A 19,140-nucleotide genomic window follows, 5' to 3' on the forward strand; every position below is an offset into this window, starting at 1 on the left:
ATAGGTCAGTTGGCGACATAAACGCCGTCCTGAACGGTAAAGACCTGAGGAGCCTTGGTCACCTGACCGCTGGTGTTCCAGGTCATGCCGGAACCAGTCAGACCGTCCACAGAGAAGTCAGCACTGGTAAAGGTGGCAATCAGCTTCTCACAGATGTCCTCATGGCTCATATCGGCAGTGATGCCGGCCTTCTGGCAGGCCTCATAAATGGCATACATGCAGTCATAACCATCAGCCGCAAACTGGTTGGGAATACCGCCATAGGCTTCCTGATACTCGGTGACAAACTTGGCGGTGCGCTCCTCGGTGGAAGCAGCATTGAAGGGAGTCATCAGCATCAGACCCTCAGCCAGGCTCTTGTCAAAGCCGTCCATATCCAGGATACCATCCATGCCGTCGCCGCCGAAGAAGATGGGAGCATAGCCCATGGCCTTGGCCTGGTTGAGCACCAGGGAGGCGGGAGTATAGTAGATGGGCATGAACACCAGCTCAGCACCGCCGTTCTTGGCCGCGTTCAGCTGTACGGAGAAGTCGGTGGTGGTATCATCGGGGAAGGTCTGCTCCGCAACGATCTCCAGACCCAGCTCTTTTGCCTGGGAAATAAAGCCCTGGGCAATACCGGTAGAATAGGCGTCACCATTGTTGTAGATGACGGCGATCTTGGTAGCCAGGCCCTTGTCCTTGACAAATTGGGCGGCGGTCACACCCTGGTCAGGATCGGTAAAGCACATCTGGAACACGTTGTCCTTACCATCGGTGACGTCGGTGGAAGAAGCGGAAGGGGTCAGCTGGAAGTACCGATCCTCATAGGTCAGGCTGGCCACAGTCACACAGGGCTGTGTGGTGGTGCAGCCATAAAGGATCTGCATTCCCTTGTCCTTGAGGGTATTGTAGGCGTTGCCGGCCTTTTCAAAGTCACCCTCATCGTCCTGGAAGTTCAGCTCAAACTGAAGTCCGCCCAGGGCATTGATCTCTTTTACAGCAATTTCCGCACCCTGCTTGGTAGCCAGGCCGTAAGTAGCAGCAGAGCCGGTCAGAGGACCGATGCCGCCGATTACAATGGCGCCCTCAGAGGCAGCGCCTCCCTCAGAGCCAGCTTCCGAGGAGGTGGAAGCTTCAGAAGAAGCAGCCTCACCGGAAGATGCAGTGGAAGAAGTACCGCTGGAGCAGCCGGCCAGTGTGCTGAGAACCAGCGCACCAGTCAGAAGAACCGCGAAAAATCTTTTCATCTTGAGTTACCTCCTTCAAATTTCTCCTTTTGGGAAGTTGCCCTCCTTCTTAGGAGAAAAACCCCAAAATGCTTTAACATTTAAGGTTTCTGCTATTATAATGGAGAATTTTTTCATTGTCAACGGGTAAAATGAACAATCTGTAAACAGAAATCCATCGTCTTCTCCCCCTTGATCCGCTGTTTGGAGGTGCTCTCAAGCTCCTGGGGAACTTTTCACTTCCATTCCCCTTTTACACTTTGATGGTTTACTGTAAGAAACAGACTAAAAAAGCTCTCTGCTCCTTGTAAATACTGTGCGAATTTAATCGTTATGCCTTTTTGTCTTTTTTTATACAAAATTGTGCTTTTTGCCGAAAATCCATTCTTTTCTCTTTCTCTTTTTCACCCTAGACTATATAAAAGATAAATTTTACGGTCAAAATGATTCAAAACAGTATTTTATATGGGCATAACAAAGCTGTTTTTTCTGATATGAAGGTGCTTTTTATTGAAACAAAACCTGCGCCTCAAAGAAGCTGCTCCGCTCTTCATCAGCATGACAAGGATCAGCTTCAGCCTGCATAAGGCCGGTACCTTCTCTTTTTTAACCCAGCCGATGGTGATACCGGTTTTTTTGGTTTTCGGTATCAATTTCCAAAAATATTTTTCTTTCATCAGTTAAGCTTTTTAAACACTACAATCCCAATTCCTTCAGCTGCGCCACCATGGTGATATATTCATCTATTACATCCCAGCTCTCCCCTCGGGCTTTCAGTGGGCGCCTGCGAAAATCCACCTCATCCATATGGGACACGCCCCGGCCTTTCACGCCCCGCCAAACCTCCTGAAAACCGGTCCAACGGGCGGATTTGACTGTAACCAGGCCATCGTTTTCTCCTTCCACCCAGCCTATGATCAAATTTTCCCACCACAAAAACAGATCACACCTGGGAGAATCCATCGCTCCGGCGTAGCTGCGGTAAAGAATACCGGGCACATCGGGGTTTTGACGGTTGAATTCCTCCGCCCAGGCGGTGGTGAACTGCACACAGGTGGCATAGAAATCCGGATGACGGTCCCCGATCAACCGGTACCAGCCGTTGACGAAAAAGCCCGCCAGCTTCAGTGCCCAACGCGGCAGACGGCAAATGACATCCATTGTTTCAGAGCCCCCGTTGGGGACAGCGATCAGATTTACCGACGCCACATAGGGCGCCATACCCAGGGAGGACACCAAATATCTTGCATCCAAGCCACCCTTGGAGTGGGCGATCAGATGAATCTTTGAACTGCCTGTCTGCACCAGAATCTCTTCCACACGTTTTTTCAGTGCCGCAGCGTTCTGCTCCACTGTAGCCCAACCATCCTGTCCGCCCAAAAAGACCTGAGCACCCCGCTTCTCCAGCTCACGGGGAATCCTCCCCCAATAGCTTAATCTCTTCCAGTCCCGAAATCCGGTTCCATGAATAAGAAGGATGGGATAACGGGTTTGACAAACAGAACTTTCCAAAAACTTCATCTCCAATAACAGACTGCATTTCTTTTCCCTTTGGCGCAGCCGATTCCATTTTCCATTAAAAACATCTTTGACGGGGCTATTATAGCATGGGACTTTTATCTTCTTCAACTGGTCTCTTTCATGAGAAGTTATGGATCATTGTTAATTCCATTAGGTAAAAAACAGCATTAATACAACTTATTGTATATTAATTTCTCTTCCAAACTGTCTTTTGACGGCTGTTTTCGTCTCACTTTCCCGTCACTCTTGCGGTAAAAGGGAGATTTCAATATAATATCTTTTGAAAGCACACATCACAGATGGTTCCTTTAACTGACACAAAGCAGAGCTGGTCCGGCAGCGTGCGAAAACATCTATGACAGCGGCTTTCCATACCATCTGTGTAAAAAAGGAGAGACCATCCGTGCTTCGTTTGGGAAAGCTTTGGGGCGTTTTAGTGGTTCTTGCTGTTACCAATCTGGATGTGTTGAAAATTCAGGCTTCCTTTGGATGGACTGCTTATGGCGTTCTTCTTGGAATTTTGCTGCTGGCTTTCACCATGGTCAATATCGCTCCTAACTGGGGCAGACAAAACTTTTCCCGTCTGGGCATCATGCTGGGTGGAGAGACCCTGATAGAAATTTATCTTTTTTCTCTGACCTGCAATCTGATCATAGGGATTTACCTGCTGCGGATACTGTTTCCCCGTCTTTCCTTCACTCCTTCTGTCTGGAGCATCCTGCTTCATGTCCTTTTTTCCCTGCTGGCGGAAGGAATACTGGCTTGGAATGGCTTTATCCGGATTTATCTCTCCTCTGTTCAGCTGGGTATCAAATGGAGGGTACTGTTTTTGCTTTTCTGGTGGGTACCCCTTCTGAATCTGGTACTGCTGGGCAGAATATGCGCCATCGTCCGGGCGGAATACGACTTTGAAACAGAAAAGGAAGCTCAAAATAAAATCCGCCGTCTTAATGAAAGCTGCAAAACACACTACCCCATCGTGCTTGTTCACGGGGTTTTCTTCCGGGACCGAAAATACTTCAATTACTGGGGCCGGATTCCAGGGGAACTGATCCGCAATGGAGCAGTGATTTTTTATGGAGGACAGCAATCCGCGGCGGCAACCAAAGACGCTGCTGCGGAACTGAAAGAAAACATCCTCCGGATCATCGAAGAAAGCGGCTGCCAAAAGGTAAACATTATCGCCCATTCCAAAGGTGGGCTGGAAAGCCGCTATGCCATCACTCACCTGGGATTGTCCTCCTGCGTTGCCTCCCTGACCACCATCAACACACCCCATCGGGGCTGCGCCTTTGTGGATTGGCTGCTGGAAAAAATGCCTTCCTGCGTCTGCAAATGGCTGGCAAACAGCTATAATGGCGCGCTTAAACGGCTGGGAGACACAAATCCAGACTTTCTGGCGGCGGTGCGGGACCTGACTTCCCGCAACTGCCAGATTTTCAATCAGGAAACACCGGACGCGCCGGATGTGTTTTACCAAAGTGTCGGTTCCAAAATGAAAAACTGGCGCAGCGCCCCTTTTCCTCAAAGTCTATCCTATCTGCTGGTACGGCATTTCGAAAAAGAAAATGATGGGCTGGTGGGGGTGGAATCCATGAAATGGGGCAGCCGCTTTCAGATGGTACCGGCTGCGGGAAAAAGAGGAATCTCTCATGGAGATATGATCGATCTTTACAGAGAAAATATTTCCCACTTTGACGTTCGGGAATTTTATGTGGAATTGGTACGACAGCTGAAAGAAGAGGGATTCTGACGTTTTCGCTTCCAAACCATTGAAAGTAAAAGCCCTTCGGTGTAGTCCGAAGGGCTTTGCAGACTGTAGAAAAAGCCTGTTTGAAAGAGTAAACAAAATTCAAAATCCCCATAAAAATCAGGACATGCGCCTGATTTTTATACCACGACCCGCGCCCACTGGGGCGCGAAACCGGGGGTATCGCCCCTGGTTTCGTCAGGAACCAAGCGGCGTATCCAGGGGGTATGGGATACCCCCTGGAAGCGTGTCGAACTTTTTCGACACGCTCAAAAGCCCTTCGGTATAGTCCGAAGGGCTTTTACTTTTACTGTAATATTTTGAAGCGCCGATATGTCATCAAAGGTAAACCTGTTAAAAATTATACCGGCTGGCCCTCTTCCAGCTGAATGCGGCGGCGCTGCAGCAAATAAGCCGCGCTGCGCACCATCTCTTTGCAGGGACGCTTTTTATAATAAGCCGCTGTGCGGGCGTCGGGTGTGGGATTGGTATCTTTTCCTTTTTCCCCCAGCAGGTCCCGGCAGACAATGGAGCCGTTTTCATCCTGAAACTTTCCTGCCAGCTCCTGAACCAGGGCATACAGCTGGGCCTTTTTCTCTTTGGATTGGACAGTACCATCCCCATACAGCAGGCCCACTACCATCATCATTCCGCTGACCGCGCCGCAGACCTCCCGCATCCGTCCGATTCCGCCGCCAAAAGGAGCAGAAAGCGACAACAACGTTTCTTCATCCAAAGGCAGCTCATCCCGAAATGCATTCAATACCGCCTGGGCACAGTTGCAGCCGGAAGCAAACAACTCTACCGCCTCGTCTCCCTTTTCTTCCGGCGAAACCATCTTTTTCTGTTCCAGTTCTATCATTACAGCAATGCCTCCACTGTTTCAGCCGCGCTGTCCATCCAGTCTCCCTCAAACAGCTCCACAACACCCTGATCCACCACACGGGCCAAGGCGGGATCAATGGGCAGACGAGCCAGGACCTTCAACTGATGCTTTCCGGCCACCTCGTCCAGATGGCTTTCGCCAAAGACCCGGATCGCCTTACCGCAGTCAGGACATTTGACATAGCTCATGTTTTCTACAACGCCCAAAACAGGAATGTTCATCATGGCAGCCATATTTACCGCTTTTTCCACAATCAGGGAAACCAGCTCCTGGGGAGAAGTGACCACGATGATACCGTCCAGAGGGATGGACTGGAACACAGTCAGGGGCACATCTCCGGTTCCCGGAGGCATATCCACAAACATAAAGTCCACATCGTTCCAGATAACGTCGCTCCAGAACTGCTTGACAGTACCGGCGATCACCGGACCACGCCAGACCACAGGAGAGGTTTCATCCTCCAGCAGCAGATTGACAGACATCACATCAATACCAGTCTTGGTGGTGCAGGGCAGAATACCGTACTCATTGCCCCTGGCCATCTCATGAAGGCCAAAAGCCTTGGGAATGGATGGACCGGTAACATCCGCGTCCAGGATTGCGGTATGATAGCCTTTGCGGTTGAGCAGCACAGCCAGCATGGAGGTAACCATGGACTTACCTACGCCGCCCTTGCCGCTGACAATGCCGATCACCTTTTTGATGCTGCTCATTTCATGGGGCTCCACCAAAAAGCTCTGCGGCTCCTTGCGTTCACCGCAGTTCTGGCTGCAGGTACTACAGTTGTGGGTACATTCCTCACTCATCTGTAAACAACTCCTTCTATTTCATTTCCTCCGACGGATGCTCCTGCTGCCCCAGGCAGCAGTGTCCACAGCCGCCCCCTGTACGGCAGCAGCCTTTGGCCACCACATAGTTTCCTCCGCCGATGACCAATCCCCGGCCCTCCCAAAGAGCCCGGGCCACCGTTCGGCGGGCAGAATAGAGAATCCGCTGGAAAGTACCGCGGGACACATCCATATTGCGGGCGGCGGCGTCCTGATCCATCGCTTCCATATCGCACAGGCGGAGCGCTTCCAGTTCTTCCACCGTCAGGCTTAACGCCTCGCCTTCACCAGGCTTGTCCGGAATAAAGCTCCGGCTGCCGGGAACTCCGCAAACCCGTCTGTTTTTGACTGCTCTGGACATTTCACTCCACCTCCCGCTCTCATTTTCAGTGCTGTGACCGCAGTTCCATCCCATATTATAGTGTGCATATGCCCATATGTCAACAGGCATCAACCTTGATTTTCCTGCTTCTGATTACAGAAACATTCCCCGCTGTCTGCTCCGCTGTGGTGAGATTTTTTCGAATAACGGCAGGCTGGATATTCCGCAGCCTTTTCACCTTGAAGCTGCTGCCAAACCTGTTTATAATGTAGTCATGGAATGCATGAGCCTGGAGGAAAGTGGGATGATGTTTTTGGAGCAAAATCTGCGAAAAAACTGGCGGAAGCTTTCCATGACCGGCAGACTGTGCTATCTGTTCCTGTGCATCGAGACCTATCTGACAACACGCTATCCCCAAAAGGATTGGACGCCGGTGGCCAAAAGATGCTGGCAGTGGACAAAGAGCTGGTGGAATGATGGATGGGAGATCTATTCCGCTGTTGTTCCTGAATTTCTGTTTGAATTTGACAGTTATGAGGAAACAAACGAGAAAAGCTTTGACGGCCAGCTTTCTCAAAGGGATTATATCCAACTGGTCAATCTCTTTTCAGGAGTGACCACCGGTGACAAAAACGATGAAATCAATCAGCTTTTAATGCTGCCCATTCACTTCAGCAATGGATGTGAGGGGGTAGACTTCGGCTATGCCAGTAATGAAACCATGTGGATTTTGGATGAAGCGGAAAAAATCCTTTCTTCACACCACATTCCACTTCCCGATATGAGCCGGCTGGAGCACCTGAAAATCAGTTCAAAATACGGCTGGAACGGATGGGGTGACTTTATCGACAGTGAAAATCTTTCCCTGATCCTGAACCACCAGCACCATGATACCCTCTGATCCCGGCGGATAAAGCTGTTGCTCGTCTATATAAACATAAATGGAATTCCCCAGCCTGCCTTGTGCAAGCCGGGGAATTTTTCTGTCAGCGATTATCAACACATTTCATTAAAAATGCTCATTGTTCACCTGGAAAAACGCTCTGCTGTGACCGCAAACCGGACAAATTTCCGGAGGCTGCGCCCCAATGTGAACATGGCCGCATTTACGGCAGATCCACACCGTCTGGGCGCCTTTGGAAAAGACGGTTCCCTCCCGAACATTCTGGAGCAAAGCCCGATACCGCTCATCATGAGCCTGTTCCACACGAGCTACGCTGTCAAAGAGAAAAGCGATCCGCTCAAAGCCTTCTTCACGGGCAGTCTGAGCAAATTCCGGATACATCTTGGTCCACTCAAACTGTTCCCCATCCGCCGCTTTTTCCAGATTGACCTTGGTATCTCCCACACCATTATTGATCAGCTTATACCAGATCTTGGCGTGCTGCTGTTCATTCTCAGCAGTTTTGGTAAAAATCTCCGCAATTTGCTCATAACCGTCTGCTTTTGCCTTGGCCGCATAAATGCCGTACTTCATCGCCGCCTGGGATTCTCCCGCAAAGGCTGCCAGCAGATTAGCCAGTGTCTTGCTGCCCTCTAGTTCCTTCATGATCCACAACTCCTTTCCTTTTATAGAAGAAGTATGGGTCACAGAACAGAATTTATGCACACTGGGACTTATTCATAGCTGCGCATCAAACCAACCACGCGCCCCAAAATCCGCACAGAGTCAGTGATAATGGGTTCCATCGTATCATTTTCCGGCTGAAGGCGGTAATGACCGTTTTCCTTGTAAAACCGCTTGACGGTCGCCTCATCCTCCAGCAATGCCACTACAATTTCGCCGTTATTGGCAACCGGTGTACGAGCCACCAAAATCACATCGCCATCCAAAATGCCGGCATTGATCATGCTCTCACCCCGGACATGAAGGGCAAACAGCGAACCTTTTTCATACCCACGCAGATGATAGGGAATGTAGCTTTCCACTTCCTCCACAGCCAGAATAGGCTGGCCCGCTGTAACGGTTCCCAACAAAGGAATCCCATCGGGGTGCTGCTTGGTCAAACGGATCGCCCGATTGAGATTGTCGCCCTTTTCAATAAAGCCTTTATCCCGCAATTCTGTCAGATACTTGTGGGCAGTAGAGGTTGATTTGATCCGAAGATCCCGGCAGATCTCCCGTACCGAGGGGGGAAAGCCCTCCTCAACTCTGGTTTCAATATAATCCAATACCTGTTTTGCTTTTTCGCTGATTTCCGGCATGACACTCGCTCCTTTCCGGGGTTTTGGGGCAGCCTCTGCTTCTTGCTGTTTTTATACCACGGGCCTTTTTCCCATTAGCAGCCGCTTCAGTGAAGGGCGGCAGCGCAGCCGGAGATGCCGCTTTCCCGCAGCCAACCTGCCCTGAGAGCGCACCTGCTCATCATTGTGTGGGAGAAAAAGACCTCATCTTCTTTTTATGGTTATTGTAGCATATTTTTCCGGAAAAAGCAAACAAACGTTTTTCACAAAACCTTATCCCTTTATTCACAAGAGTGTAACAAATCTCCCCGCCTTAAGGGATATAATAAAATCGTACCAAGGGAGAACAGCCCAACGGTACAAAATACTACCCTCCTCAAAAACACACACCTCAAACAAAAGAAAAGGACGTCCGGGTCGGGACGTCCTTTTCTTGTTTTTAAACATCATCACTCGCAGTTGATGGGGCACAAAACAGTTTTCTGAAACGGCAAAACCGGTATTGTCAAAACCAAGAACATTGACAACACCGGTTTTTCATTTCGTTCAGCTCTTTGGCCCTTCATTCACTGAGGATCATTCTTCAGCCCCTCTTTCACTTCCTACCTGGAATGGTAAAAGGGCTGTTTTGCCGCTTTATCCCTGCACGGGCTTGTCCTTATCCCGATGGCTGATACTGACCTGATAGCTCAGCTGACGCAGGTATTTTCCCAGATGCTCCGCCACAGCCACTGAACGGTGTCTCCCTCCTGTGCAGCCCACCGCGATGACCAGCTGGCTTTTCCCTTCCGCCACATACATGGGGGTAAGAAATTTCAGCAAATCCTCCAGCTTACTGAGCAGTTCCTGCGTCTGAGGCCATTTCATCACATAGTCCCGGACACAATCCTCCTGCCCGGTATGCTCCCTAAGCTCCGGAATGTAAAACGGATTGGGCAGACAGCGGACATCAAACACCAGATCCGCCTCCGGCGGCAGGCCGTTGCGAAAACCAAAGGACATACAGCTGATAAGCATCGGCTGTCCTTCCCCCTGCTCCACCATGGACAGCAGCCGCTCCTTAAACTGACTGGAAGCTGTCAGTGAGGTATCCACTGTATAATCAGCCATCTTCCTGACAGGCTCCAGCATTTCCCGCTCCATCCTCAGCGCATCCTGGAGCGTGAGCGCCTTATCTCCCAGAAGGGGATGCCGCCGTCTGGTCTCCTTGTACCGCTGGAGCAGCACCTTGTCCGAGGCGTCCAGAAAGAGGATCTTATAGCTTACCTGCTCCCCTTTCAGCTGATCCAGCATCTGAAAAAAGCTGCGGAACATCTCACGGCTCCGGGCATCCACCACCACAGCGATTCGGGAGACGCTGGCATCCCCACGGGTTTGACACAGATGCACCAGCTCCGGCAAAAACTGCGGAGGCAGATTATCTACACAATAATAGCCGATATCCTCCAAAGCATTGATGGCTTTGGATTTACCAGCACCGGACATTCCTGTTACGATCATCAGCTGCATCCTGTCATTCCCCCATTCGACAGCATTATCCTACCACATTTTCCAAAGGGGTTCAAGAACCGTTTCTCTGTCATCAGCGGCGCCCCGGCAAAGCGACACTGCCCCATTTTTCAATCTCGATGGGAAAGAGCAGAAAACCCGCTTCCGGAAAAATCTCCGGAACCGGGCTTTTTTTCCTGATCTGTACGGAACTCACTTCTTGGCCTGAATGCTCAGATTCACCTGCCGGTAAATCTCTTCCGGGTCCTCTCCCACATGGAAAACGCCATCCTCATAAAGGATCTTTCCCGCCACCATGGTCATCTTCACGTTCTGCTTGCTGCCGCTGTAAACCACATTCTTGGTGATATTGTTCAGCGGCTGCATATTGGGCTGATGCAGATCGATCATTACCAGATCCGCCTGTTTGCCCGGGGTAAGAGCATCGCAGTCAGTCAGGCCCATGGCCAGAGCGCCGCCGGAGCAGGCCATCTTCAGCACCTCCCAGGCGTCCGTGGAGGCTGCGTCATTATTTTTCAGCTTCTGCAGACCGGTGACCAGGAACATCTCCCGGAAGAAGTCCAGGCAGTTGTTGCTGGCGGGGCCGTCAGTTCCAATGGCCAGGTGGATTCCCCGCTCCAGCATTCTGGAAATGGGAGCAATACCGCTGGCCAGCTTGGTGTTGCTGCCGGGATTGGTCACCGCCCAAAGCCCCCGCCGCTCAAATACATCCAGATCTTCCTCCGTCATATGAACGCAGTGGAAGCCGCCGCCGCCATAGTTGTATATCCCCAGCTTCTCCAGATAAACCGCCGGTGTCAGACCGTGACGCTCCACACAGCCGGTGGATTCCACCTCCGTCTCCAGCAGATGGCTGTACACCGGGGCATGATATTTTTCCGCCAGCGCCGCCACTCCCTCAAGCAGCTTTTCACTGGTGGTATACTCGCCATGGAATCCCAGCTTATGGCTGATGAGAGGATGATACTGATTAAATTTGAGATAGTTCTCCTCCATGGTCTCCAAGCTGCTGGCAAAATCATTGAGGCCCTCACAGAATACGGTCCGGAATCCGCTTTCCACCGAGGCCCGGGCCACATCGTCGGTATGATAATACATATCAAAATTGGCGGTAATGCCGCTGGTGAGATACTCAAGAATTGCCAGACGGGACTGCCAGTAACAATCTTCCCCGCTCAGCTTTGCCTCCATGGGAAAAATCTGCTTTTGCAGCCACTCATGGAGCGGCAGGTCATCGGCATAGGAACGGAGAAAAGTCATGGGAGAATGGGTATGGGCGTTTTTGAATCCAGGAAGGATCAGATTGCCCTGGGCGTCGATCTGGCGGTCCCACTCCTGGTCATTCTCCCTTGCCGGCCCTACATACTCCACCCGGTCCCCACGGACCCACAGCTCCCCTTCCACCGGAACAGGGCCATCAGTCATGGTGAGAATCCGGGCATTGGTAAAACGAATATTCACGGGGATTCCTCCTTCAGAATAAGGCTGGGGGAACCCCTTGGAAGGCTTCTTCCGCCGGGTTCCCGCTTGTCAAAACTGTTTTGCCGCAGATCAAAACAATATCTTTCCTGTCAGCGCTTGCCTTTGTCGTAGATTTCTCCCAACGCTCTGGGCGCGCGGTTGCTCTTGGAGAAAAAGACCAGCAGCAGCAGGGTGAGCACATAGGGCAGCGTCATAATCAAATCGCTGAAGGTGCTGGGCAGCGCCAGAATCTGGGCGATCTTATAACCACCGGACCGGGCAAAGCCAAACAGCAGGCAAGCCCCCAGCGTGGGCATGATCCGCCAGTTGCCGAAGATCAGCGCCGCAATGGACAGGTAGCCGAAGCCCACATAAATGTTGGGGGAAAAGTTGGCGGAGATGGAGTAGGCAAAGCAAATGCCTCCCAGACCGGACAAAGCGCCGGAGATCATCACCGCGCTGAAACGGATCTTGGCCACGTCGGCGCCGGCGGCATCCACCGCGTGGGGATTCTCGCCGCAGGCCCGCAGACGCATTCCGTAACGTGTACGATAGAGCACATACCAGGCCAGCACCGTCACCAGAATGATGACCACCTCAAAGGGATAGACATCGGTAAACACTGCTCCCAGCACAGGAATATCCGACAACACCGGAACGGTAAAGCGGCTGGATACACCCAACTGGAACTTATTGGAGGGTTTGCCCAACACCGCTGCGTTGATCTGGCTGGTGAGGAAGGAGGTGAGGGCCATGGCCAAGATGTTGATGACCACACCGCTGATAACTTGATTGGCTTTGAACTTGATGCACAGCAGGCCGTGAAGCATGGCATAAAGCGCACCGCCCAGCACCGAAAAAATCATTGCCAAATAAAAGGGCACCTGAGAATCCGCCGCGAAGTTCCCTGCCGTCAGGGCCACCACCAAAGCGCCGAAGAAAGCGCCCACACCCAGCAGACCTTCCAGCGCCAGATTGGTGATACCGCTGCGCTCGCTGTAAATACCGCCGATGGCGATAATAAAGAGGGGAAGGGCGAAGGAAAGACCATCAATGATCACTGTATCCATCAGCCGTCAACCTCCTTTCCGTTGTGCTGTTCCGCCTGTGCCTCTGTCATACGATCCTTGGAACGCTTGACCATATACTGAATATAAGCGCCGCAGGCAGAGAAGAGCAGGATCAAGCCTGTAACTACGCTGGCGATTTCCTGAGGCACACCCACGGTAGAACTCATATAGGTACTGCCCTTGGTAATAGCCGTGATCAGGAATGAGGAGAAGAGGATGCCCACCGGATTGGAATTGCCCAGCAGGGAAACGGCAATGGCGTCAAAACCGGTGCTGGCCAGGGTCCGGGGACCGATGGAGGCATAATATCCCAAATAATAGGTCACGCCCGCCAGGCCCGCCAGACATCCGGAGATCATCATGGAAGCCACAATGCTCTTTTTAACATTGATACCAGCATACCGAGCCGCCTTGCTGTTGGCGCCCACTGTTTTCAGCTCATAGCCCAGACGGGTCTTGTCCATCAAAAACTTCACCGCAGCCACGGCAATAAGAGCCAGAATAAAGCCCAGGGGGATATTCATTTTCAGCCCGCCGATCTCGGTGTCCGCCAGGGTCAGCCGTGCGGAAGCCAATACATACCGGGACTGCCGGGAAACCGGGTCCACATAATTGGTGTAGATGAGAAAGCTGATAACATACTGGGCGATGTAGTTGAGCATGATGGAGGAAACCACTTCATTGATATTAAAGCGGTACTTGAGAAAACCGATCAAACCGCCTACCAGAGCTCCCACCACAATACCGATAAGGACCACCAGAGGTTTTGCCACCACGCCGGGGATCTCCAGATAGCCCACAGCCGCAGTAGCTGCGAAACCGGCACACAGCATCTGGCCGGAGACACCGATATTAAACAGCCCCGCCTTGAAGGCCACCGCCACCGCCAGCGCCGCAAACAGCATGGGGGTCATCAGATCCAAAAAGCTCATAAAATCGGTGAGCATACTTTTTTTGGCGGCATAGGATGCCTTGGGCCACAGTCCGGAGCCCTGCATCAGGCTCTGAAAAGCGGTAAGCGGATTTTTTCCTACCAGCAGAATAACGATAGCCGCCGCGATCAAGCTGAGCAAAATGGCAAAGACCGGGATAGTGATGGCTTGCCACCGCTCATTGCCCAAAAGCCGGACCAGAAAACGGTCCTTCATGGAAACTGTTTTTTCACCGCGTTTGCTCATGCCTTCACCCCCATCATAAATTCGCCCACCTGTCTGGAAGTCAGGGTGGAAGCGTCCGCAATTTTCAGCAGCTGGCCGTTATAAATAACACCGATGGTATCCGCCAGGTTCATAATCTCATCCAGCTCCAGGGAGATGAGCAGAATGGCCTTGCCCTGGTCCCGCTCTCCCAGAATCTGCTTGTGAATGTTCTCAATGGCGCCGATATCCAGTCCTCTGGTGGGCTGGACAAAAATCATCAGCGGAGAGCCCAGTTCGATCTCACGGGCGATAATGGCTTTCTGCTGGTTACCGCCGCTCATGCTCCGTACCTGGGTACGGATACCCTGGCCGCTGCGGATATCATATTCCCCAATGAGCTTTTCGCCGTAGCGGTCAAATTCCTCTTTGTGGAGGATGCCTTTCTGGCAGAAGGGAGGCTGAAAGTAATTCTTCAGCGCCAGATTTTCCGCTAATGTGAAATCCAATACCAGACCATAGCTCTGCCGGTCCTCTGGAATGTAGGAAATTCCATCCAGCGTTCTCTCACGGATCTCCGCATTGGTAATGTCTTTGCCTGCTAAGGTAATGGTACCGCCGGAGGCTTTCATCAGTCCGGCGATGGCGTCGGCCAGCTCCACCTGTCCGTTGCCGGAGACACCGGCGATGGCAAAGATCTCACCGCCCCGGATGGAAAAGCTGACGTCCTTGACCACCTCAAAGCCGTCCTGATTCTTGACCGACAGGTGCTCCACCCGCAGCACCTCCTGCCGGTACTGAGCGGGAGACTTCTCCAGCTGGAAGGAAACTTCACGGCCCACCATGAGATTTGCCATCTTCTTTGTGGAAGTGGAGGCCACATCCAGCACATCCACCAGCTTGCCCTGGCAGAGGATGGCGCAGCGGTCCGCCACCTGCTTGATCTCCTCCAACTTATGGGTGATGAGGATGATGGTCTTGCCGCCGTCCCGCAGTCCCCGGATGATTTCCAGGAGGAATTCGATTTCCTGGGGGGTGAGGACCGCCGTGGGTTCGTCAAAAATCAGGATCTCCGCTTCCCGATACAGCATTTTGAGGATCTCTACCCGCTGCTGGATGGAAACGTTCACATCCTCAATCTTTTTCAGCGGGTCTACTTCCAGACCGTATTGCTGGGACAGCTGACGGATCCGCTCATTGGCGCTCTTCATATCCACATAGGGGAACAGACCCAACGCTTTTTTCTGCGGCTCAATACCCAGTACGATGTTTTCTCCAATGGTATAGTTCTGCACCAGCTTGAAGTGCTGATGCACCATACCGATGTTCAGTTTGGTAGCCTGACTGGGAGAAGAGATCCGCTCCTGTTTTCCCCGAATCCAGATTTCTCCTTCGTCCGGCTCATACATGCCGAAAAGCATACTCATCAGGGTGGATTTTCCGGCGCCGTTTTCTCCCAGCAGCGCGAAAATCTCTCCCTTTTTCACCTGGATAGTCACATCGTCGTTGGCGACAATTCCCGGAAAACGCTTGGTAATATGCCGCATCTCTACAATATACTCGCCCATATGTCCTCCTTACCCTCAAGCTGTGCCGGCGGCTTTGCCCGCTGCTTCTGCTGTGGAAACAGCCGGCAAAACGGCCGGCCAAACCTGCGGCAAAACAAAAAAGCGCGGCCAAAAAGCCGCGTTCTCACCGGTTGTCCAGGCCCCGGAAGGTCAGTCCCCGGAAGGCTTGCAGCAGGTTGTCTCCACCAGCGGCAGAGGTTTCTCCATGCCCCTGCCGCTGGTAGGATCTGTTCAGTTGGATGTAATCCCTTAGTTCAGTCCGGGAAAGTTCTCGGGAGTGCTGCCCTCGCTGAAGTTGGAGGGAGGAACGATGGTGCCGTCCTTGACCAGCGCATAGGTCTCGTCCAGCTTGGCAACAGTGTCCTCAGACATCTGATGACGGCCCTCGGACTTGACAAAGCCGGTGGAATCGGTGTCAGCCTTCAGGATGACGTTCTCGCCCTTGAAGGAACCGTCCAGTACCCGCTCCAGAGCACGGTCCACGTTGATGCTCATCACCTTCAGACCGCTGGTGAGGATGATGTTGCTGTCGCCGTTGACGCCATCGTCATACTGGTCTACGTCGCAGCCGATGACCTTGACGTTGCCGTTCTCCTTGGCAGCGGTGAACACACCGTTACCGGAGTTGCCGGCGGCCACAAAGATGATGTCGCAGCCCTCAGCGATCAGAGCGTCGCCCACGACCTTACCAGTGGACTCGTCATTGAAGTCGCCCACATAGTTGCCGCCCACATTGGCGCCGGTGACGTCGGTACCAGCATAGGAAGCGATCTCCACCACCTGAGCAGTGGTGCCGTACTTGGCATTGGCATAGTTGACGCCAGCCTCAAAGCCGTACTGATAGTTGACGTTGGAAGGATAAGCAACGCCGTTGACTACAGCGACCTTGTTGGTCTTGGTCTCCAGAGCAGCAGCAACACCGGCGAAGAAACCGCTCTCCTGCTCAGCGAACTGCATGGCGTACATATTGTCCACCACGATCTCAGCGCCGCTGGCGTCAGAGGGGAAGGAGTCCACCAGGATGAACTTCTTGTCGGGGTTCTCCTGAGCGATGGTACCTACGCCGGCAAACTGGAAGCCGGGGGTAACAATGACATCATAGTCAGCCACGATGTCGGCCACAGCCTGAACAGCGGCAGCCACGTCGCCGGTGGTCTCCTGGACATGGGTCACAGTAGACTCGGGATGCTTTTCAATGAAAGAGAGAATACCATTGTAGTTGTCCTGGTTGAAGGAGCCGTCATCCACACCGGAAGGGCTGGTGACAATGGCAATCTTCAGGCCAGTGGCAGCAGCTTCCTCAGCGGGAGCGGAAGAAGCCTCGCTGGAAGCAGCGGTGCTGGATTCCGCAGCGGCGGAAGAACTGCTGGCGGTCTCGGTGGAGCCGCAGCCGGAGAAAGCTGTCAGCGCCAGCGCCAGAGTCAGAGTAAGCGCAAGAATTTTCTTCATCATGAAAAAAATACCTCCTGATTTTTGGATCTTTCCTCTTTTTAGGTCCCCGTGAAGACAGAAAACCGGCAGAACCGGTTTATCTCTCCACAAAAGGCCATGAAAAATTATAGCACAATTCCCTGCTACTGACAAGGACGCCAACGGTTTTTTCGTCAGTTTCCTTTGGATTTCCTTTCTTTTGACATCATGATAGGCGGCAAAAATCCGCATATCATCTGCTTTTGAAGGGTATACTAGCCGTATTTCCAAAAGGCGCGGTCTTTTTCGTTTTTCCCTGCTGGAAAAACTCACAGAGCCGAATTTTCCCGCAGCAGGAAGGGCCGTTGTTTTACTGTCCTTTCCATGTTCCCTCAGGCGATCCGATTCAAACATCCCTTCGGTCCGAAAATCTCCGGCTTTTTGATTTAATGAAGAAAGGAAACAAAACAGATGAAAAAAATTCTTTGTTTTTCCCTGGCCTGCTTGCTGGCAGCCTCCATGGCCGCCTGCTCCAAGGATGAGGATTCCTCCAGCAGTCAAAGCTCCTCCAATTCTTCCCAAAGCCCCTCTCCCACCTCCTACACTGCTACCAAATCCGGCTACGGCGGGGATCTAACCGTCCGTACCATTATTGAAAACGGTGTGATCAAGGACCTGGAGCTGGTGGAAGACAATGAATCCCAGGTGGTCATCAAACGGGCCTTTCCTGTCCTCAAGGAAAGAATCCTTCAGGAAAACACCGCCGATGTGGATACGGTTTCCGGCGCCACCTTTTCCTCTTACGCCATAAAAAGCGCTGTAGCGGATGCCATGGCCCAGGCAGGCATGGAACAGCCTGAAATCGGCATCAACGATAAAAAGGAATATGAAGCTGTCACACTGGAGGATGTGACCACCGATATTATTATTGTAGGCGGTGGTCCCAGCGGATTGGCAGCAGCCATCACCGCCAAGGAAACCGATCCCCAGCTGAAAGTGATGGTGGTGGAAAAACTGGATATCCTGTCAGGCAACGGCAAATTCGATCTGAACTTTTATGATCTGTTCAACTCTGAGGCCCAGAAAGCCCAAGGCGTGGAGGACAGCAAAGAGCAGTTCATCGCCGATATGCAGGATGCCGGAAACACACCGGAACGTCTCCAGGTATGGGCAGACGGCGAGGAAAAGATGGACGCCTGGCTGCGGAGCTTCGGAGTGACACTGGACTATAACTACGGAGGCCGGAACCATATGGCCACCAAGGACGATTACGCGGGACCCATGATTCAGCAGAAGATGGAGGAGCGCGCCAACGCTTTGGGTGTGGAGATCCGCACCGGCACCGCAGGCACCGATTTGATTTTTGACGGTGAAAAGGTAGCGGGGATCACCGTCACCAACAACCGCAACCAGTCCTACCGCATTCTGGCACAGAAAACCATTATTGCCACCGGAGGATTCTCCAACAACCAACAGCTGCTGGCACAATATGCCCCTGATTATGTGGGCTACGGCACCTCCAATCAGCTGGGAACCACAGGCGACTTTGTGCCAGTGTTTGAAAAATATGGCTTTGCCCTGGAAAATATGGACAAGATCCGCATGATCCCTCTGACCCTTCTCCCCAGCCGGGACGTCACCAACAGCGGCAGCGGCACTGTGCTGGTCAACCAGGACGGCCAGCGGTTTGTCAACGAGCGGAGCAGTGAACTGGCCCTGGCTGAGCCCATCCGGGAACAGGAAGCGGTATGGATGATCGTGGATTCCCAGAAGGTAACCGACCACGCCAATGTCCGCAAACAGGTGAAGGAACAGCGCTTCCAGGAAGTAGCCACCCTGGATGAGGCGGCACAGGTAATCGGGTGCGATCCTGAAACCCTCAAAGCCACCTTTGCCGACTACAATGAAAACGCCACCAACAAAACAGAAGATGAATTCGGCCTCGTTCCCGAACGGGCGGTGCTGGAGGAAGGTCCCTATTATATTTCCCGTGCCGCTTCCGCCGTCCACATGACCAAAGGCGGCGTAGGCTGCAATGAGATGGCCCAGGTCCTTTATGAAAACGGCGGTGTGGTGGATAGCCTCTACGCCTGCGGAGAGGTCACCTGGCAGTCCGGCGGCTACAGCCAGTCGGTGGTCTTTGGCCGGGTGGCTGGAGAAAACGCAGCCAAGGCAATCACCGAAAAAGCCTGACGCAAAATTCCCACAACAAAACAAGCGCCGGAGGATATCGCAAGGATATTCCCCGGCGCTTACGCTTGTAAAAACGAAAAGGAGGGACCTGAACC

General features: G+C 52.4%; 17 protein-coding genes. 4 read left to right on the top strand and 13 right to left on the bottom strand.

The window, feature by feature from the left end; all coding sequences use genetic code 11:
- Positions 1-5 precede the first annotated feature (5 nt).
- Positions 6-1,229, bottom strand: coding sequence for an ABC transporter substrate-binding protein (locus BQ5383_RS19045; protein ID WP_071434686.1), 1,224 nt, complete (start codon positions 1,227-1,229; stop codon positions 6-8).
- Positions 1,230-1,718: 489 nt separating this feature from the next.
- Here BQ5383_RS19045 and BQ5383_RS21280 point away from each other — a divergent pair, with 489 nt between their 5' ends.
- Positions 1,719-1,892, top strand: coding sequence for a hypothetical protein (locus BQ5383_RS21280; RefSeq protein WP_172724666.1), 174 nt, complete (start codon positions 1,719-1,721; stop codon positions 1,890-1,892).
- A 12-nt stretch (positions 1,893-1,904) separates the two neighbouring features.
- On the opposite strand, the gene BQ5383_RS19055 is transcribed toward BQ5383_RS21280, so the two are convergent.
- Entirely contained in the window at positions 1,905-2,720 is an 816-nt protein-coding gene (locus BQ5383_RS19055) for an esterase/lipase family protein (protein ID WP_139193487.1), read from the bottom strand.
- 412 nt (positions 2,721-3,132) lie between these two features.
- Between BQ5383_RS19055 and BQ5383_RS19060 the strand changes: the two genes are divergently transcribed.
- Positions 3,133-4,482, top strand: coding sequence for an esterase/lipase family protein (locus BQ5383_RS19060; protein WP_083390073.1), 1,350 nt, complete (start codon positions 3,133-3,135; stop codon positions 4,480-4,482).
- Between the two features lie 358 nt (positions 4,483-4,840).
- Here the strand turns inward: BQ5383_RS19060 and BQ5383_RS19065 are convergent, their stop codons facing one another.
- From BQ5383_RS19065 to BQ5383_RS19075, 3 genes are read right to left on the bottom strand one after another with little or no spacing between them, the layout of a single operon-like run.
- Entirely contained in the window at positions 4,841-5,341 is a 501-nt protein-coding gene (locus BQ5383_RS19065; protein ID WP_235822019.1) for a C-GCAxxG-C-C family protein, read from the bottom strand.
- A complete protein-coding gene (locus BQ5383_RS19070) occupies positions 5,341-6,171 on the bottom strand; it encodes an Mrp/NBP35 family ATP-binding protein (protein WP_071434692.1) in 831 nt (276 codons plus the stop codon). The genes BQ5383_RS19065 and BQ5383_RS19070 overlap by 1 nt, the downstream gene beginning before the upstream one ends.
- Positions 6,172-6,187: 16 nt before the next feature.
- The gene (locus BQ5383_RS19075; RefSeq protein ID WP_071434694.1) at positions 6,188-6,553 is read right to left on the bottom strand and encodes a DUF134 domain-containing protein; all 366 of its coding nucleotides are present in this window, start codon (positions 6,551-6,553) and stop codon (positions 6,188-6,190) included.
- A gap of 265 nt (positions 6,554-6,818) precedes the next feature.
- Between BQ5383_RS19075 and BQ5383_RS19080 the strand changes: the two genes are divergently transcribed.
- Complete coding sequence (locus BQ5383_RS19080; RefSeq protein ID WP_235822020.1) at positions 6,819-7,415, top strand: hypothetical protein; 597 nt, start codon at positions 6,819-6,821, stop codon at positions 7,413-7,415.
- A 108-nt stretch (positions 7,416-7,523) separates the two neighbouring features.
- Here BQ5383_RS19080 and rbr read toward each other — a convergent pair whose 3' ends face one another.
- The 8 genes from rbr to BQ5383_RS19125 form a co-directional block, all read right to left on the bottom strand.
- On the bottom strand, positions 7,524-8,063 hold the full coding sequence (gene rbr, locus BQ5383_RS19085; RefSeq protein WP_071434696.1) for a rubrerythrin: 540 nt from the start codon (positions 8,061-8,063) through the stop codon (positions 7,524-7,526).
- A 68-nt stretch (positions 8,064-8,131) separates the two neighbouring features.
- Positions 8,132-8,719 (bottom strand): transcriptional repressor LexA, encoded by a 588-nt coding sequence (gene lexA / locus BQ5383_RS19090; RefSeq protein WP_071434698.1) that lies wholly within the window; start codon positions 8,717-8,719, stop codon positions 8,132-8,134.
- Between the two features lie 615 nt (positions 8,720-9,334).
- Positions 9,335-10,207, bottom strand: a complete 873-nt coding sequence (rapZ, locus tag BQ5383_RS19095; protein WP_071434701.1) for an RNase adapter RapZ — start codon at positions 10,205-10,207, stop codon at positions 9,335-9,337.
- Positions 10,208-10,399: 192 nt separating this feature from the next.
- Positions 10,400-11,668 (bottom strand): amidohydrolase, encoded by a 1,269-nt coding sequence (locus BQ5383_RS19100; protein ID WP_207646824.1) that lies wholly within the window; start codon positions 11,666-11,668, stop codon positions 10,400-10,402.
- 110 nt (positions 11,669-11,778) lie between these two features.
- Positions 11,779-12,738, bottom strand: coding sequence for an ABC transporter permease (locus tag BQ5383_RS19105; RefSeq protein ID WP_071434703.1), 960 nt, complete (start codon positions 12,736-12,738; stop codon positions 11,779-11,781).
- On the bottom strand, positions 12,738-13,916 hold the full coding sequence (locus BQ5383_RS19110) for an ABC transporter permease (protein WP_235822021.1): 1,179 nt from the start codon (positions 13,914-13,916) through the stop codon (positions 12,738-12,740). The genes BQ5383_RS19105 and BQ5383_RS19110 overlap by 1 nt, the downstream gene beginning before the upstream one ends.
- Positions 13,913-15,442, bottom strand: a complete 1,530-nt coding sequence (locus BQ5383_RS19115; protein WP_071434705.1) for an ABC transporter ATP-binding protein — start codon at positions 15,440-15,442, stop codon at positions 13,913-13,915. The genes BQ5383_RS19110 and BQ5383_RS19115 overlap by 4 nt, the downstream gene beginning before the upstream one ends.
- Before the next feature lie 249 nt (positions 15,443-15,691).
- Positions 15,692-16,894 carry a BMP family lipoprotein gene (locus tag BQ5383_RS19125; protein ID WP_235822022.1) on the bottom strand — a complete coding sequence of 401 codons (1,203 nt, stop codon included), beginning with the start codon at positions 16,892-16,894 and terminating at the stop codon, positions 15,692-15,694.
- Positions 16,895-17,323: 429 nt separating this feature from the next.
- On the opposite strand from BQ5383_RS19125, the gene BQ5383_RS19130 reads away from it, so the two are divergent.
- Positions 17,324-19,045, top strand: a complete 1,722-nt coding sequence (locus BQ5383_RS19130; RefSeq protein WP_071434709.1) for an FAD-binding protein — start codon at positions 17,324-17,326, stop codon at positions 19,043-19,045.
- The last annotated feature ends 95 nt before the right edge of the window (positions 19,046-19,140 follow it).

Origin of the sequence: Angelakisella massiliensis, from assembly GCF_900104675.1 — a bacterium.
GTDB lineage: Bacteria > Bacillota > Clostridia > Oscillospirales > Ruminococcaceae > Angelakisella > Angelakisella massiliensis.

What these genes read in the sequence shown, in the direction of transcription:
- BQ5383_RS19045 (WP_071434686.1), bottom strand. Translation starts at nt 1,229, where the DNA reads ATGAAAAGATTTTTCGCGGTTCTTCTGACTGGTGCGCTGGTTCTCAGC.
- BQ5383_RS19065 (WP_235822019.1), bottom strand. Translation starts at nt 5,341, where the DNA reads ATGATAGAACTGGAACAGAAAAAGATGGTTTCGCCGGAAGAAAAGGGA.
- BQ5383_RS19070 (WP_071434692.1), bottom strand. Translation starts at nt 6,171, where the DNA reads ATGAGTGAGGAATGTACCCACAACTGTAGTACCTGCAGCCAGAACTGC.
- BQ5383_RS19075 (WP_071434694.1), bottom strand. Translation starts at nt 6,553, where the DNA reads ATGTCCAGAGCAGTCAAAAACAGACGGGTTTGCGGAGTTCCCGGCAGC.
- BQ5383_RS19080 (WP_235822020.1), top strand. Translation starts at nt 6,819, where the DNA reads ATGATGTTTTTGGAGCAAAATCTGCGAAAAAACTGGCGGAAGCTTTCC.
- rbr (WP_071434696.1), bottom strand. Translation starts at nt 8,063, where the DNA reads ATGAAGGAACTAGAGGGCAGCAAGACACTGGCTAATCTGCTGGCAGCC.
- lexA (WP_071434698.1), bottom strand. Translation starts at nt 8,719, where the DNA reads ATGCCGGAAATCAGCGAAAAAGCAAAACAGGTATTGGATTATATTGAA.
- rapZ (WP_071434701.1), bottom strand. Translation starts at nt 10,207, where the DNA reads ATGCAGCTGATGATCGTAACAGGAATGTCCGGTGCTGGTAAATCCAAA.
- BQ5383_RS19105 (WP_071434703.1), bottom strand. Translation starts at nt 12,738, where the DNA reads ATGGATACAGTGATCATTGATGGTCTTTCCTTCGCCCTTCCCCTCTTT.
- BQ5383_RS19110 (WP_235822021.1), bottom strand. Translation starts at nt 13,916, where the DNA reads ATGAGCAAACGCGGTGAAAAAACAGTTTCCATGAAGGACCGTTTTCTG.
- BQ5383_RS19115 (WP_071434705.1), bottom strand. Translation starts at nt 15,442, where the DNA reads ATGGGCGAGTATATTGTAGAGATGCGGCATATTACCAAGCGTTTTCCG.
- BQ5383_RS19125 (WP_235822022.1), bottom strand. Translation starts at nt 16,894, where the DNA reads ATGATGAAGAAAATTCTTGCGCTTACTCTGACTCTGGCGCTGGCGCTG.
- BQ5383_RS19130 (WP_071434709.1), top strand. Translation starts at nt 17,324, where the DNA reads ATGAAAAAAATTCTTTGTTTTTCCCTGGCCTGCTTGCTGGCAGCCTCC.